15 protein-coding genes are annotated in these 15,484 nt (G+C 66.2%); 7 read left to right on the plus strand and 8 right to left on the minus strand.

Going from position 1 to position 15,484, the window contains the following annotated elements; all coding sequences use genetic code 11:
- Positions 1–176: 176 nt before the first annotated feature.
- Positions 177–2,063 carry a sigma-54-dependent Fis family transcriptional regulator gene (locus tag AC6LJY_RS12285; RefSeq protein WP_498136039.1) on the plus strand — a complete coding sequence of 629 codons (1,887 nt, stop codon included), beginning with the start codon at positions 177–179 and terminating at the stop codon, positions 2,061–2,063.
- A 5-nt stretch (positions 2,064–2,068) separates the two neighbouring features.
- On the opposite strand, the gene trpC is transcribed toward AC6LJY_RS12285, so the two are convergent.
- The 6 genes from trpC to rpe form a co-directional block, all read right to left on the minus strand.
- Entirely contained in the window at positions 2,069–2,857 is a 789-nt protein-coding gene (gene trpC / locus AC6LJY_RS12290; protein WP_314363211.1) for an indole-3-glycerol phosphate synthase TrpC, read from the minus strand.
- Entirely contained in the window at positions 2,854–3,885 is a 1,032-nt protein-coding gene (trpD, locus tag AC6LJY_RS12295; protein WP_046805611.1) for an anthranilate phosphoribosyltransferase, read from the minus strand. The genes trpC and trpD overlap by 4 nt, the downstream gene beginning before the upstream one ends.
- Before the next feature lie 17 nt (positions 3,886–3,902).
- Positions 3,903–4,469, minus strand: a complete 567-nt coding sequence (locus AC6LJY_RS12300; RefSeq protein WP_104144831.1) for an aminodeoxychorismate/anthranilate synthase component II — start codon at positions 4,467–4,469, stop codon at positions 3,903–3,905.
- Between the two features lie 47 nt (positions 4,470–4,516).
- Positions 4,517–6,037 carry an anthranilate synthase component I gene (trpE, locus tag AC6LJY_RS12305; RefSeq protein WP_498136040.1) on the minus strand — a complete coding sequence of 507 codons (1,521 nt, stop codon included), beginning with the start codon at positions 6,035–6,037 and terminating at the stop codon, positions 4,517–4,519.
- Positions 6,038–6,376: 339 nt separating this feature from the next.
- Positions 6,377–7,084 (minus strand): phosphoglycolate phosphatase, encoded by a 708-nt coding sequence (locus AC6LJY_RS12310; RefSeq protein WP_046805614.1) that lies wholly within the window; start codon positions 7,082–7,084, stop codon positions 6,377–6,379.
- A 19-nt stretch (positions 7,085–7,103) separates the two neighbouring features.
- The gene (gene rpe, locus AC6LJY_RS12315) at positions 7,104–7,832 is read right to left on the minus strand and encodes a ribulose-phosphate 3-epimerase (protein ID WP_046805615.1); all 729 of its coding nucleotides are present in this window, start codon (positions 7,830–7,832) and stop codon (positions 7,104–7,106) included.
- A 139-nt stretch (positions 7,833–7,971) separates the two neighbouring features.
- On the opposite strand from rpe, the gene apaG reads away from it, so the two are divergent.
- The 5 genes from apaG (at position 7,972) to AC6LJY_RS12340 (ending at position 12,883) form a co-directional block, all read left to right on the plus strand.
- On the plus strand, positions 7,972–8,346 hold the full coding sequence (gene apaG, locus AC6LJY_RS12320; RefSeq protein WP_046805616.1) for a Co2+/Mg2+ efflux facilitator ApaG/CorD: 375 nt from the start codon (positions 7,972–7,974) through the stop codon (positions 8,344–8,346).
- Between the two features lie 35 nt (positions 8,347–8,381).
- The gene (mltA, locus tag AC6LJY_RS12325) at positions 8,382–9,689 is read left to right on the plus strand and encodes a murein transglycosylase A (RefSeq protein WP_319306440.1); all 1,308 of its coding nucleotides are present in this window, start codon (positions 8,382–8,384) and stop codon (positions 9,687–9,689) included.
- Positions 9,686–10,855 (plus strand): UbiH/UbiF family hydroxylase, encoded by a 1,170-nt coding sequence (locus AC6LJY_RS12330; RefSeq protein WP_219991596.1) that lies wholly within the window; start codon positions 9,686–9,688, stop codon positions 10,853–10,855. The genes mltA and AC6LJY_RS12330 overlap by 4 nt, the downstream gene beginning before the upstream one ends.
- Positions 10,856–11,064: 209 nt before the next feature.
- The gene (locus AC6LJY_RS12335; protein ID WP_314363197.1) at positions 11,065–11,850 is read left to right on the plus strand and encodes a thioredoxin fold domain-containing protein; all 786 of its coding nucleotides are present in this window, start codon (positions 11,065–11,067) and stop codon (positions 11,848–11,850) included.
- Positions 11,851–11,914: 64 nt separating this feature from the next.
- The gene (locus tag AC6LJY_RS12340) at positions 11,915–12,883 is read left to right on the plus strand and encodes a D-2-hydroxyacid dehydrogenase family protein (protein ID WP_046805620.1); all 969 of its coding nucleotides are present in this window, start codon (positions 11,915–11,917) and stop codon (positions 12,881–12,883) included.
- A 46-nt stretch (positions 12,884–12,929) separates the two neighbouring features.
- Here AC6LJY_RS12340 and ttcA read toward each other — a convergent pair whose 3' ends face one another.
- Both ttcA and folB read right to left on the minus strand, forming a co-directional pair.
- Entirely contained in the window at positions 12,930–13,919 is a 990-nt protein-coding gene (ttcA, locus tag AC6LJY_RS12345) for a tRNA 2-thiocytidine(32) synthetase TtcA (RefSeq protein ID WP_120153575.1), read from the minus strand.
- A gap of 2 nt (positions 13,920–13,921) precedes the next feature.
- On the minus strand, positions 13,922–14,281 hold the full coding sequence (folB, locus tag AC6LJY_RS12350; protein ID WP_046805622.1) for a dihydroneopterin aldolase: 360 nt from the start codon (positions 14,279–14,281) through the stop codon (positions 13,922–13,924).
- A 123-nt stretch (positions 14,282–14,404) separates the two neighbouring features.
- On the opposite strand from folB, the gene AC6LJY_RS12355 reads away from it, so the two are divergent.
- Positions 14,405–15,307: an NAD(P)/FAD-dependent oxidoreductase gene (locus AC6LJY_RS12355; protein WP_046805623.1), complete on the plus strand. Its 903-nt coding sequence runs from the start codon at positions 14,405–14,407 to the stop codon at positions 15,305–15,307.
- The last annotated feature ends 177 nt before the right edge of the window (positions 15,308–15,484 follow it).

Genomic DNA, 15,484 nt, shown 5'->3' on the forward strand with positions numbered 1-15,484 from the left:
GCAAGGAACATGCCAACGTGCGGGCTTCCCCGCTGGACAGCGCGCGCCCTCGCGTGCGAAAGTTGACTTCGCCGCGCCCTGTCGGGCGTGCAACAGTTTTGCCCCTTCGAGATGTCGTTATTTGCGACGTTGTCGCGGAACAGGTGTCGCAGAAGCGCCTGTCCAAGGAGACAAGCATGGCCAGTCAATCTCGTCAGCACGCGCTGACGCAAGCGCGCCTGCTGTTCAACCAGCAGGGCGCCGTGCCCGGCGGCATCGTTGCCGAGCCCATCCTGCGGTCCTGGCGCCGATGCGCCGACCTGGGCTTTGACATGCGCGGCGTGCGGCGTGCCGAGCTCATGACGCAAGGCGAACTGCGCGAGGCCCAGCAGCGCAACGAAGCGCTGCGCCGCTTGTCTGAACCCGCCATGTCCTACCTGCGCCGCCAGGCCGGCGGCAGCGGCAGTCTTGTGATTCTGTCGGACGCCCAGGGCCTGGTGCTGGATAGCGACGGCGATAGCGGTTTTGCCAGCCGCGCATCGCGCGTGGCGCTGATGCCGGGCGCGCCGTGGGATGAAGCGGCGGCGGGCACCAACGCCATCGGCACGGCTCTGGTCGAAGGCCGACCCATCGCCGTGCATGGCGCGGAACATTATTTCGAACCCAATCGCATCCTGACCTGCGCGGCGGTGCCCATCACCGACAGCGAAGGGCGCACGCTGGGCGTGCTGGATTTGTCCAGCCAGGCGCGCGATGTCCGCCCCGACGTGCTGGCGCTGGTGCGCGCGGCCGTCGACGTCATCGAACACCGCCTGTTTGAACAGGCTTATGAACACTACGCGGTGCTGCGTCTGCACGACGACCCGACCGGGCTGGGCGCGCCCGGCGAAGGCTTGCTGGCATTTCAGGGCGATCTGCTGATTGGCGCGAACCGCCGTGCGTTGCAGGCATTGGGTCTGGCCCCGACCGCACTGGGCGTGTATCGCTACGCCGACGTGTTCGACGGCGAACTGGAACGCTGCCCCGACGCGTCCGGCCGGGTGCTGGCGCGATCGGGCGCCGGCTACCACGCGCGCTTGCGTCAGCCGCGTTCGCGGCCGCCGCAGCCCACGGCGCCGGCTCTGCCCGCCGCCACCGTCCGGCCGACGGCGCCCAGCTTCGATGCCGCCACGCTGGGTGCGCTGGCGCGTGCGGTGCATTTGTCGGACGCGGGCGTTTCCCTATTGCTGCAAGGCGAAACCGGCGTCGGCAAGGAAGTGTTCGCCCGCGAAGTACACGCGCGAGGCAAGCGCGCATCGGGGCCTTTCGTGGCCGTCAATTGCGCGGCGCTGCCCGAAAGCCTGATTGAATCCGAACTGTTCGGCTACGAAGACGGCGCCTTCACCGGGGCGCGCCGGCAAGGCAGCAAGGGCTTGCTGCGCCAGGCGCATGGCGGTGTGTTGTTCCTGGATGAAATTGGCGACATGCCGCTGCTGCTGCAATCACGCTTGCTGCGGGTGCTGCAAACGCGTGAAGTGTCGCCGCTGGGTGCGGCGCGGCCGGTGCCGGTGGACTTTGCGCTGGTGTGCGCCACCCATCGCCCGCTGGCGCACGAAGGGTCCGATGCGCCGGTGCGCCCGGACCTGTATTTCCGCATTGCCGAATATACGGTCACGCTGGAACCGCTGCGCGCCCGCGCCGACCGCCTGGAATTGCTGCGCGCGTTGTGGGCGGCGCAAGGCCCGGGGCCGGTGCTGCCACCGTCAATCGAAGCCCTGCTGGCCGGGTATTCGTGGCCGGGCAATTACCGGCAATTGGTGGCGGTGCTGCGCACCTTGCATGTGTTGGCCGGTCCGTCGGGCGTGGTCGATGTCGACATGCTGCCCGCCGAGCTGTTGCAGTCATCCGCCACATCCTGCCCCACGCAGGACGCGCCCACGGCGGACAGCGGCGCGGCGGATCTGCAATCGATGACCGATACCGCCATTCGGGATGCGCTGGCCGCGCATGGCGGCAACGTCAGCCGAGCGGCGCGCGCGCTGGGTGTGCACCGCAGCACCGTGTATCGGCGCGCGGGCAATCTGGTTGTGCCGCGTCCGCGATAGCGGCCCTAGCCGACCAGACGCGCGAGTTCCGCGCCGGGGTCCTTGGCGCGCATGAAGGCTTCGCCCACCAGAAAGGCATTGACGTTGTTGTCGCGCATCAGCTTGACGTCTTCGGGCTTGAGAATGCCGCTTTCCGTGACGACGCGCTTGCCCGCCGGAATGTTGGGCAGCAGGTCCAGCGTGTTCTTCAGGCTGGTTTCGAAGGTGCGCAGGTTGCGGTTGTTGATGCCCAGAAGCGGCGTCTTCATCGTCAACGCCACGTCCAGTTCGCGGGCGTCGTGCACTTCCACCAGCACGTCCATGCCCAGTTCCATCGCCAGCGTTTCGTAGTCGCGCAATTGCGTCGGCGTCAGCGCGGCCACGATCAGCAGCACGCAGTCGGCGCCCATCGCGCGCGCAGCGATGATCTGGTAGGAATCGATCACGAAGTCTTTGCGCAGCACTGGCAGCGAGCACGCCGCGCGCGCCTGGCGCAGGTGGTCGTGCGAACCCTGGAAGAACTGCACATCGGTCAGCACCGACAGGCAGGCGGCGCCATGCACGGCATAGGACGAGGCGATTTCGGCGGGGGCGAAGGTGTCGCGCAGCACGCCCTTGGAGGGCGAGGCTTTCTTGATTTCAGCGATGACGCCGGCCTTGCCTTGCGAGATCTTGTCTTCGATGGCTTGGGCAAAGCCGCGCACGTCCTGGCGCGCCTGCGCTTCACGCAGGACTTCGGCTTCGCTGCGCATCTGGCGGGCGGCGGCGACTTCCTCGACCTTGACGGCGAGGATCTTCGCAAGAATATCGTTCATTTCTGGAATTTCCGGGTATATGCGCAGAATTCTTCCAGCTTGGCTCGCGCCGCGCCGGTGGCGATCATTTCAAATGCTAGCGCTAAGGCTTCGGGAATGGAATCGGCTTTATTGCCGGCGTAGATGGCAAGTCCTGCGTTCAGGGCGACGATGTCGCGGGCCGTGCCCTCGACATTTTCCAGCGCCTCGATGACAAGTTCGCGTGACTGCTCGCGATTGGACACCTTGATGGACCGGTTGGACATCATGGATAGCCCGTAGTCTTCGGGATGGATTTCATATTCCCGTATTTGACCATCTTTCAGCTCGCCCACCAGCGTGGCCCCGCCCAACGACGCTTCGTCCATCCCGTCCTTGCCGTGCACCACCAGCACGTGGCGCGAACCCAGGCGTTCCAGCACGCGCACCTGAATGCCCACCAAGTCCGGGTGGAACACCCCCATCAACTGGTTGGCGGCGCCGGCCGGGTTGGTCAGGGGGCCAAGAATATTGAAGATGGTGCGCACGGCCAATTCCTTGCGCACGGCGGCCACGTTCTTCATGGCGCCGTGATGCGCGGGCGCGAACATGAAGCCGATGCCGGTGGCCTGGATGCATTCGGCCACTTCCTCGGGCGACAGGACCAGGTTGGCGCCCAGCGCTTCCAGCACGTCGGCGCTGCCGCTGGACGAAGACGCGCTGCGATTGCCGTGCTTGGCGATCGGCACGCCAGCCGCCGCCGCTACGAACATGGCGGTGGTCGAGATGTTGAACGTGTGGCTGCCGTCCCCGCCCGTGCCGCACATATCCAGCAGGTCTTGCGGATTGGGCGTGACCACGGGCGTGGCGAATTCACGCATGACCTGCGCGGCGGCGGTGATTTCGCCGATGGTTTCCTTCTTGACGCGCAGGCCCATCAAGAGCGCGCTGGCGATCTGCGGCGACATCTCGCCGCGCATCAGCATGCGCATCAGATGCAGCATTTCGTCGTGGAAAATTTCGCGGTGTTCGATGCAGCGCGTCAGGGCTTCGGTGGGGGAAATGGTCACGATGCGTCCTTCTTGTCTTAGGCGAGGTTCAGAAAATTGCGCAGCAGGGCATGGCCATGTTCGCTGAGCACCGACTCGGGATGAAACTGTACTCCGTACAGCGGCAGGGTCTTGTGACGCACGCCCATGATGTCGCCGTCGGGCGCGGTGGCGGTCACCGCCAGACAGTCGGGCAGGGTGGCGGGGTCGATGGTCAGTGAGTTGTAACGGATCACGGTGTAGGGCGTGGGCAGGCCGTTGAAGATATCGGTGCCGGTGTGCGAAATTTGCACCGTCTTGCCGTGCATGATTTGCTGTGCGCGCACGATGTCGCCGCCGTAGGCCGCGCCGATGGCCTGGTGGCCCAGGCACACGCCCAGAATCGGCTTCTTGCCGGCAAAGGCCTGGATGGCGGCCACCGAGATGCCGGCTTCCGCGGGCGAGCACGGGCCGGGGGACACGCAGATGCGGTCCGGGTTCAGCGCGGCAATCTCTTCCAGGGTGATCTGGTCATTGCGCGCCACGCGCACGTCTTCGCCCAGTTCGCCAAAGTACTGGACCAGGTTGTAGGTAAACGAATCGTAGTTATCAATCATCAACAGCATTTTTTTCTCCGTGCGGGCGGGGGGCGTGCGGCGGGGCCGGGCCGGGATCAGATGGGTTCGTCCAGGCCGTGCTGGACCTGTTCGGCGGCGCGCAGTACGGCGCGGGCCTTGGCTTCGGTTTCGGCGTATTCGGCCTCGGGATTCGAGTCGGCCACGATGCCGGCGGCGGCCTGCACATACAGCGTGCCGTCCTTGATGACGCCGGTGCGGATGGCGATGGCCACGTCCATTTCGCCGCCATAGCTCAGGTAGCCGGCAGCCCCGCCGTAGATGCCACGGCGCACGGGTTCCAGTTCGTCAATGATCTTCATGGCTTCCACCTTGGGCGCGCCCGTCAGCGTGCCGGCGGGAAAGGACGCGCGCAGCACGTCCATGCTGCTCATGCCGGGGTTCAGGTTGCCCGTCACGTTGGACACCAGGTGCATCACGTGCGAATAGCGTTCGATGACCATGGTGTCGCTGACCTTGACCGAGCCCACCTCGGCCACGCGGCCCACGTCGTTGCGCGCCAGGTCGATCAGCATCACGTGTTCGGCCACTTCCTTGGGGTCGGCCTTCAATTCGGCGGCCAGTGCCGCGTCTTCCTCGGGCGTTGCGCCGCGCTTGCGGGTGCCGGCCAGCGGGCGGATGGTGATCTGCGACTTGGGCACGCCGTTGTCCACCACGCGCTCCTGGCGCACCAGGATCTCGGGCGAGGCGCCCACCACCTGGAAGTCACCGAAGTTCCAGAAGTACATATAGGGCGAGGGGTTCAGCGAGCGCAGCGCGCGGTACAGCGACAGCGGCGAATCGCGGAACGGCTTGGCGATGACCTGGCCGATCTGCACCTGCATCAGGTCGCCGGCGGCGATGTGTTCCTTGGCGCGGTGCACGGCGGCCAGATAGTCTTCTTTCTTGAAATCGCGCCGCTCTTCGGTCTGCATGCTGGCGTGGCTGTACGGAATTTCCACGGGGCGTCGCAGGCGCGCGCGCAGATCGTGCAGGCGCTGCTGGGCACGGCTGTAGGATTCGGGCTGGCTGGGGTCGGCGTACACCATCAGGTAGATGCGGCCGGCCAGGTTGTCGACGATGACCAATTCGTCCACGTGCATCAGCATCAGGTCGGGCGTACCGTCCTCCATGCCGGCCGGGAACGGCTTGACGGCAGGGCCCAGGCAAGGCTCGATGTGACGCACGGTGTCGTAGCCGAAGTAGCCGGCCAGGCCGCCGCAAAAGCGCGGCATGCCGGGGCGCAGCGCCACCTTGAAACGGCTTTGGTATTGCTCGATGAAGGCAAGCGGATCGCCTTCGTGCGTTTCCACGATCTTGCCGTCCTGCAGCACTTCGGTCAGCGTGCCGCTGGCGCGGATCACGGTGCGGGCGGGCAGGCCGATGAAGGAATAGCGCCCGAAGCGCTCGCCGCCCACCACCGATTCCATCAGGCAGGTCATGCGGCCGGCCAAGGGGCCTGCGTGCGCCAGCTTCAGGTAGATGCCCAGCGGGGTGTCCAGGTCGGCGTAGGTCTCGGCCACCAGCGGGATGCGGTTGTAGCCTTGAGCGGCGAGGGCCTTGAATTCGATTTCGGTCATGTCGGGGTCTCGTAAGCGATTTTTGGTTTGCTTTCAGACCGGGCGCACAACAAAAAAGCCCGGTCCAGGTGTCTGGTTCCGGGCTTGGCTCTGTGTTTACACAGCTACGGCACTAGGCGGCATACGCGTCCAGGGCCGGGAGGGATCATCGCCACCCGGAAGACAAACGCCACCAGCGCCACGAGGCGCCGAGCATTTGGTTCTGGGGGTAAGCGTTCATTGATCCGGGTGTGTCTTGATGAGGTGCAGTGTTCGGTTGTTCAGGTTTGCCGACGCAATTCAGGAGGCGATTCAGGAAGCGATTCAGGAGGCGATTCAGGAGGCGATTCAGGAAGCGATTCAGGAAGCGATTTTCGCGGCGTTCTGGTTTTGGTTCCAGAGCGCAACCCACTGAGCGGCGTTGACAAGCGTGTCAACTATACCATCGACATCCAGCTCCCGCACGTCCCGGCCTTCGTTGTAGCCATAAGGCACCACCAGCACTTGCGTACCGGCCGTGCGGCCCGCCTGGGCATCGTTGATCGAGTCGCCGATGGTGACGGCCTCGGTCACCGCCACGCCCAGCAGTTCGCAGGCGTGCAGCACCTGGTCGGGGTCGGGCTTGCGGCGCACGCAGGTGTCGCCGCAGACCACGGCGTCGAAAAAGCCCGCCAAACCCGTGCGCTGCAATAGCGGCAGGGTGAATTCGGTGGGCTTGTTGGTGACCACCGCCAGTTTCAGGCCCTGGTCGCGCATGTGCTTCAGGCCGTCGATCACGCCGGGATAGACCTGGGCGCGTTCGCCGTTCACCAGGTGATAGTGCCGGTAGAAGGAGTCGCGGGCGCGGGCGAATTCCTCGGCCGACGGGTCGGGTGCGTCCAGGCTGCCCGCCAGACTGCGGCGGACCAGGTTGTCCACGCCCTTGCCGACAAACGTGGCAACCACGTCTTCACGCAGCACGGTCAGGCCCAGGTCGACGCGCATGGCGTTGGCGGCGAACGCCAGGTCGGGGATGGAGTCCAGCAGGGTGCCGTCCAGGTCCAGCAGCGCGGCGCGAAAAGCGGTCATGTCGAGGTTTCCTGGTGGCTTAGACGGCGGTGGTTTCGCCGATGGCGATCTGTTCGCGCATGGATTTGATGATGCCGGCGTAGTCGGGCTTGCCGAAAATGGCCGAGCCGGCCACGAAGGTGTCGGCGCCCGCGCGGCGAATTTCGGCGATGTTGTCGATTTTGACGCCGCCGTCCACCTGCAGCACGATTTCCTGGCCGCCGGCCTGCGTCCAGGCGTCGATCCGGGCGCGTGCTTCGCGCAACTTTGCCAGCGTGCCGGGAATGAAGCTCTGGCCGCCAAAGCCCGGGTTCACCGACATGATCAGGATCAGGTCGATCTTGTCCATGACGTAGTCCAGGTAGGACAGCGGCGTGGCGGGGTTGAACACCAGGCCGGCCTTACAGCCGTTTTCGCGGATCAGCGACAGCGTGCGGTCCACGTGGCGGCTGGCGTCCGGGTGAAAGCTGATGTAGTCGGCGCCTGCCTTGGCGAACATCGGGACCAGGTCATCCACCGGCTCGACCATCAGATGCACGTCGATCGGCACTTGCACATGGGGCCGGATGGCGGCGCACACCATCGGGCCGATGGTCAGATTGGGGACATAGTGGTTGTCCATCACGTCCACGTGTATCCAGTCGGCACCGGCGGCGACGACATTGCGGACTTCCTCGCCCAGGCGGGCGAAGTCAGCCGACAGGATACTGGGGGTGATGCGGGTGGAGGCCGTGGAGGTAGACATGATGTTCGGGATCGGGGAGGGCATAATGTGCCATTATTGCAGTTTGAGGCGCGGGTTCGGGAAAGGCCCGGTTCCACGGCTCCCAATTCTGCGTTGTCCAAACGTCTCCCGAACGCCCGGCGCCGATCTCCGGCCCCCGCGTCCAGCCACACAGGGAAGGACTGTGAAACCTTACGACCTGAGCGTCTCTGTCTCTCCGCGCTTCGTGCCTGAACAGTCCGATCCGGGCGAACAGCAATTCGTGTTTGCCTATACCGTTCGCATCACCAACACCGGCGAACATCCCGCCCAGGTGATCAGCCGCCATTGGGTCATCACCGACGGCAACCAGCGCGTGCAGGAAGTGCGCGGGCTGGGCATCGTGGGCCAGCAACCGTTGCTGGCGCCCGGCGAAACCTTCGAATACACCAGCGGCTGTCCGCTGCCCACCCCCGTGGGCACCATGCGCGGCACCTATCACTGCGTCGGCGAGAACGGCATCCCGTTCGAAGTGCCGATCTCCGAATTCGTCCTGGCCATGCCTCGCACCCTGCATTGAATGGCCCCGCCCGTCGCTCGTTTTTTTCCTAGCTCATGAAGCGCATTCTCAGCCTGTCCCTGCTGCCGATCTTGCTGGCGGCATGCTCCACGCCGTCGGAAATTCCTTCCGGCCCCGGCGAAACCAGCACCATCCCCGGCTCGCGAACTCCGGCGGCTGACGGCCCCCTGGTGGTGCCGTCGCTGTCGGCGTTGCCCGACACCCCGCCGCGCGCGCTGGCCGGCAAGTTCAAGGCCGGCACCTGGTCCGAAATGCCCGGCTGGTCTGCCGACGACCTGACCCAGTTCTGGCCCCTGTTCCTGCGCAATTGCCGTGGGCTGATGCGCCCGACCAGCGGCAACCTGGCCGCGCCAGCCCGTGCGACGCCGCGTGCGTGGCAGCCCGTCTGCGCCGCGGCCATCGACCCGGCCCGCGCGCCGGCGGCGGGCGACGGCGAAGCCGTGCGCCGCTTCCTGCAAACGTATTTGCAGCCGTGGCGCCTGAACGCCGCCGACGGCAAGCCGGCCACCAACACGGTCACCGGCTACTACGAGCCGCTGGTGCGCGGATCGCGCCGCCAGGGCGGCAACTACCAATGGCCGCTGTACGCCGTGCCGGCCGACCTGCTCACCATCGACCTGGGTTCGGTCTACCCGGACCTGGCCGGCAAACGCGTGCGCGGCAAGCTGGACGGCAAGCGCGTGGTGCCCTACGACACCCGCGCCGCCATCGAATCCCCCTCGGGCCGCAAGCCGCCGGTCGTCGTCTGGGTGGATGACCCGGTGGATAACTTCTTCCTGCAAGTGCAGGGCTCGGGCCGCGTCCAGCTGACCGACGGTCCCGACGCCGGCAAGACCATCCGCGTGGCCTACGCCGACCATAACGGCCAGCCCTACGTGTCCATCGGCCGCTGGCTGATCGACCGGGGCGAACTCAGCGCCGATCAGGCGTCCATGCAGAACATCCGCGCCTGGGCACAGCGCAATCCGAAGCGCGTGCCTGAAATGCTGAACGCGAATCCGGCGGTGGTGTTCTTCCGCGAAGAGCCGGTCATCGACCCCGAACAGGGGCCCAAGGGCGCCTACGCCATCCCGCTGGCGCCCAAGCGATCCATCGCCGTGGACGCCACCTTCGTGCCGCTGGGCACCCCGGTGTACCTGGCCACGACCTTCCCGGCCTCCGACCGACCGTTGCAACGGCTGGTTTTCGCGCAAGACACGGGCACGGCCATCCGGGGCGCCGCGCGCGCCGACTTCTACTGGGGTTACGGTGAAGAAGCCGGCCAGCAGGCGGGCCGCATGAAACAACGGGGCCAGATGTGGGTGCTGTGGCCCAAGCAAGCTGGGGAGCCCTCGGCAAGATGAGCCATCAAATCGTCGTATGCGGGGCCGGTATCGTCGGCCTGTCCACCGCCCTGGCGCTGGCCCGGCGCGGCCAGCGCGTTGCCGTGCTGGCGCCGCGTTCATCCGTGCCCGCCGCCGATCCCAACCATTACCACCCGCGCGTCTACGCCATTTCGCCCGCCAGCCAGCGTTTCCTGGCCGAGCTGGGCGTGTGGGACGCCATGCCCGCCGGCCGGCTGATGCCGGTGCAAGCCATGGAAATCCACGGCGACGCCGACGGGCAGGTCAACCTGAACGCCTGGCAGGCGGCGTTGCCGCAACTGGCCTGGATCGTCGAATCCGGCGAGATCGAGCGCGTGTTGATCCAGGCGGTGCGGATGTTCGGCATCCCCTGGCTGGAAGACCGCTGCACCGGCTATCAGGATGGCGCGGTCGATACCGAAAGCGGGGCGCGCATCCAGGCGGAATTGTTCGTGGGCGCCGACGGCGCGGCCTCGCCGCTGCGCACGGCGGCCGGCTTGAAGCACGACACCGTGTCCTACAACGACACGGGCCTGGTGGTGCATCTGGATGCCGAACACGCCCACCATGGCACTGCCATCCAGTGGTTCCGTGACGACGGGGTGCTGGCGCTGTTGCCGCTGCCCGACACCGCCGACGGCCCGCAAGTGTCGATGGTCTGGTCCATGCGCAGCGAACCGGCGCAGGCGCTGCTGGCCTTGCCGGCCGAACAGCAAACTGCGCGGCTGGAAACCTTGCTGGCCGACGCCGCCGAGGGCCGGCTGGGCCGCTTGAAGGTACGCAGCAAATTGCACGGCTTTCCGCTGACGCTGGAACGCGCGCAGATGGTGGCGCCCGGCATCGCGCTGGCCGGCGACGCCGCGCACCGGCTCCACCCCCTGGCGGGCCAGGGCCTGAACCTGGGCCTGGGCGACGTCGAGGCGCTGGCCCGCACCGTGGCTGGCCGCGAGTCCTACCGGTCGGCGGGCGACATCCGCGTGCTGCATCGGTACCAGCGCGCCCGCGCCGAACCGGTGCTGGCGATGCGCCTGGCTACCGACGGCCTGCACAAGCTGTTCGCCTCGCGCGCGACGCCGCTGGTGTGGCTGCGAAACGCGGGGATGCATGTGGTGGAACGCGCGCCCTTGGTCAAACGCCGCCTGATCGCGGGTGCATCGGCCAATTGAGGCGGCGTTGAGGCGCACGCCCCGCAGCGGGCGATCCGGCACGGGTGGTCAGCCCCGCGCTTTGAGGTTTTCTTTTGGAACCTTGAAGCGTGCCGGGCGTCTGAACGACACTTCGCCTTTCCGCGTCCAACCGGCATGTCGTCCGGCCCGGCTCCTTGCCGGATGAGTTACGCTTTCCCCCAAAGAACACGATAAGTACAGGAGCACCCATGACTTTCCGCATCTCCGCCACGCTGGCGGCTTGTTTCCTGGCCGGCGGGCTGGGCTTGTCCGTCCCGGCTCTGGCGCAGGCGCCGGCCCAAGGCAAGGCCGTCTCCACCGAGTCGGTCGGCAAACCCGCCAACGGCGAAAAAAGCGTGTCGACGCCGCAGCTCGACGCCGTCAAGGAACGCTTCGAACAACGCTTTTCCGGCATGGACGTCACCGCCGTGCGCCTGACGCCTTACGGCATTTTTGAAGTGCAGTTGGGCATGGACCTGCTCTACACGGACGAAAAAGTCACCTGGGTCATGGAAGGTCCGTTGATAGACGCCATGACGCGCCGCGATGTCACCCGCGAGGCGCAGGAAAAGCTCAGCGCCGTCACGTTTGATCAGCTGCCGCTGGAACTGGCCATCAAGCAGGTCAAGGGCTCCGGCGCAAAGAAGGTCGCCATTTTTGAAGATCCCAACTGCGGCTATTGCAAGCAGTTGCGCAAGACGATGGAAGACCTGAACGACGTCACCGTCTACACCTTCATGTACCCGATTCTGTCGCCCGATTCCAAGGACAAGGTGCGCGACGTCTGGTGCGCCAAGGACCAGGGCAAGACCTGGGACGATTGGATGGTGCGCAACAAGAAGCCGGCCGCCGCCAATTGCGATGTGCCTGAAGACAAGCTGCTTGCACTGGGCCACCGCCTGATGGTGCGCGGCACGCCCACGCTGTTCTTTGCCGACGGCTCGCGCGTCAGCGGCGCCATTCCGCTGGACCAACTGAAAGAACGCTTGAACTGACCGGCGCTGATCGCACCGGCCGGGTGGCTGGCGCGATAGCCGCCTTGCCACCCGGAGAAGACACTTGAAAATCGCAATACTCGACGATTACCACGACGTAGCACGGCGCTATGCGGATTGGACCTCGCTGGGCGGTGACGCCCAGGTGCAGATCTTCAACAACTTCATTCCGGTCGAACAGGTCGAGGCCACGCTGGAACCCTTCGACGTGATCGTCGCGATGCGCGAACGCACGCCGTTTCCGGCCGAGCGCATTCGCGCGCTGCCGAAGCTGCGCCTGTTGATCACCACCGGCATGCGCAACAACGCCATCGATATGCAGGCTTGCACGCAACAGGGCATCGTCGTGTGCGGCGCGCCGGGCAGTGCCGACGCCAACACCGCCACGGCCGAACTGGCCTGGGCGCATATCCTGGGGCTTTTCAAGCACCTGCCCGCGGAAGACGCGGCCATGCGCCGCGGCATGTGGCAAACCGCCATGCCGGAGCCATTGGCCGGCAAGCGGCTGGGGGTGTTGGGGCTGGGCAAGCTGGGCGCGGCCGTGGCCAAGGTGGGCCTGGCTTTCGGCATGGACGTGGTGGCCTGGAGCCCCAACCTGACGGACGAGCGCGCCGAGGCGGCGGGCGTCAAGCGTGTCGACAAGCACACGCTTTTTGCCACGTCCGACGTGGTCAGCCTGCACTTGATCTTGTCCGAGCGCAGCCGTCACGTGGTGGACGCCGCGGCGCTTGCCGCGATGAAGCCGACCGCCTATCTGGTGAACACGTCGCGCGCCGGCCTGGTCGACAACGAGGCCCTGATGGACGCTCTGGTCAAATTCCGCTTGGCCGGCGCGGGCCTGGACGTCTACCCCGAAGAGCCGCTATCGCCCACCGACTCGGTGCGCGACCTGGACAACGTGATCCTGACCCCGCACCTGGGCTACGTCAGCCGCGAGAATTTCGAAGCGTTCTACCAGAACGCGCTGGACGCCGTGAAGGCGTTTCAGGCGGGCAAGCCGATTCGGGTGTTGAACCCGTCATCGGCGGCGTGATCGCGGGCGCAGGCGTTTGTGCCTGCCCCTGCTACCGACCACGCAACTATCCGCGCGTAAACATCACTTTTTTCTCGACGATGCCGCTGGCGTCGGCGGACGCTTCGGGCGTGTCGCCGCAGGCGTCGTCCGCGTTGTCGTCCGGGTCCACCGCGTCAAACGCCGTGTCGCCGTTGGCGTCCGGCACGCCGGTGGGTTTCAGGCCGACGAAGTCGAACAGGTCGCGGTCCATCAAGTGCGACGGCACCACGCGCGACAGCGCGTTGAACACGTTCCACGAGCGGCCAGGATGCTGCTTGTCCCAGTCTTTAATCATCCGGCCCACTTCCTTGCGCTTCAGGTTTTCCTGCGAGCCGCAAAGGTTGCACGGGATGATGGGGAATTGCTTGAGTTCGGCGTAGGCGATCAGGTCCGTTTCGGCCACGTAGGCCAACGGGCGGATCACGGTGTGGCGGCCGTCGTCCGACACCAGCTTGGGCGGCATGCCCTTGGCCTTGCCGCCGTAGAACAGGTTCAGGAAGAACGTGGCCAGGATGTCGTCGCGGTGGTGGCCCAGCGCGATCTTGGTGGCGCCCAGTTCAGACGCCACGCGGTACAGGATGCCGCGACGCAAGCGCGAACAGAGCGAGCACATCGTCTTGCCTTCTTCCAGCACGCGCGTGACGATGGAATACGTGTCCTGCGTCTCGATGTGGAAGGGCACGCCCAGGTCTTTCAGGTACTGGGGCAGGATGTGGTCGGGAAAGCCCGGCTGCTTCTGATCCAGGTTAACGGCGATCAGCTCGAACTTGAACGGCGCGCGCTTTTGCAGCTGCAACAGGATGTCCAGCATGGCATAGGAATCCTTGCCGCCCGACAGGCAGACCATCACGCGGTCGCCTTCTTCGATCATGTTGTAGTCGGACAGCGCGCGCGTCGTCTCGCGGGCCAGGCGCTTGGTCAGCTTGTTGCCTTCGTGGCGGGCCTTTTCCTCGGCCTCGGTGCGAAAGCGGACCTCGGGGGAGCGGACGGCGGGGGGCGGTGCAATATCGTTCATGATCAACGCGAAATCTGGATTTCCACGCCTACCGCCGCGCAGTCGGAAAAGGCCATGGGCTTGCTGATGCGCAAGCGTAACGAGCGGATTTCCTGGAAGTCGGCCAACAGGCGCGCGGCGACTTGTTCGGACAGGGTTTCGATCAGGTTCACATGCGCCTGCGTGCATTCCTCGACGATGGCCTCGCGCAGACGGCGGTAGTCCAGCACGCTGTGGATATCGTGGTCGTCGACCGAGCGCTGGATGTCCACATCGAATTCGGCGTCGACATGCAGGGGCTGGGTGGCGCGGCGCTCGTGTTCGAGGATGCCGATGCGGGCGTCGAGCGCAAGCCCGGAAAGGATGATGCGACGTGTGGGCATGATGAAAACCTGGGTGGGACAGCCGGAATTGTAAGGGGACGGCGGATCGGGGGCGGCGCGCTGGCTACAATTGCGCCACGTCCTGGCACCCGTGAGGCGCCGGCGCGGTCAATAAGGGTGGAAATGCAACACATGCACGATGCGGTCATTGTAGGCGGCGGCCCGGCCGGCGCGTCCTGCGCCCTGTGGCTGGCCAGGCTTGGTTTGTCCCCGATATTAGTCGAGGCCGGCGCCCGCCTGGGCGGCCTGGCGCAGGACAACCCCTTCGCCGACGACTGGATCGCCGTGTTGCCGGGCGTGACCGGTCAGCAGGTGGCCGCCAATATCGACACCAGCGTGCGCGCCGCCAACGTGCCGCTGCGCATGAACTCCCGCGTTGTCGACGTGCTGCCCTGCAAAGGCGGCGTCCAGGCCACCTTGGCCGGCCCCGACGGCGGCCAGGAACAGGTGCGTGGCCGTACGCTGGTCATCGCATCGGGCGTGCGCGCCAAGGGCTTGCCCGATCATCCGCCGGGCGCCTCGTGGCCCGGCGTGCTGGTCGGCCCGGGTTCGCCCATCGTCGCGCAGGACTACTCCGGCTTGTCGGTGGCGGTGCTGGGCGGCGGCGACAACGCCTTCGAGAATTACGTTTACGTGCGCAATCGCGGCGCGCGCATGGTGCACCTGTATGCGCGCAGCGTGCGCGCCCAGCAGCAATGGGTCACCCGCGCCGGCCGCGAGGGCGTGCGCATCGGCCCCTACACCGTCGACCCCGCCCACCGCAGCGTGGACGGCCGGCAGTACGACCTGATCCTGGTCTTCTACGGCTGGGAACCGCAGGCCGCCTTTGCCGACGGCCTGCAACTGGCCCGCGACGAACGCGGCTACATCCGCACCGACTTCGCCACCGCCGAGACCAGCGTGCCGGACATCTATGCCATTGGCGAAGTCGCCCACCGCATGCACCCCTGCGTGGTGACGTCGATGGCGGACGGCGTGGTCGCGGCCAAGGCTATCCAGCGCCGCTGGGAACGCGCGGGCGACTAAGCCCTCGTGAGTAACGCGGCAGGCTGAGCCCAAGCCCCCAGCCCGCAGCCCCAGCCCGAATTCCCGGAGCCGCCACCCGGCCGGACCACGCTTGCCCGATCCGCGCGCCCACCTCGGCGTTAAGCTCAGGCGAAGCCCGTCCTCCAGATTGCAGAATTGGCATTTGCCGGCGCGCCG

This window comes from Achromobacter sp. RT286_PF (assembly GCF_059760425.1).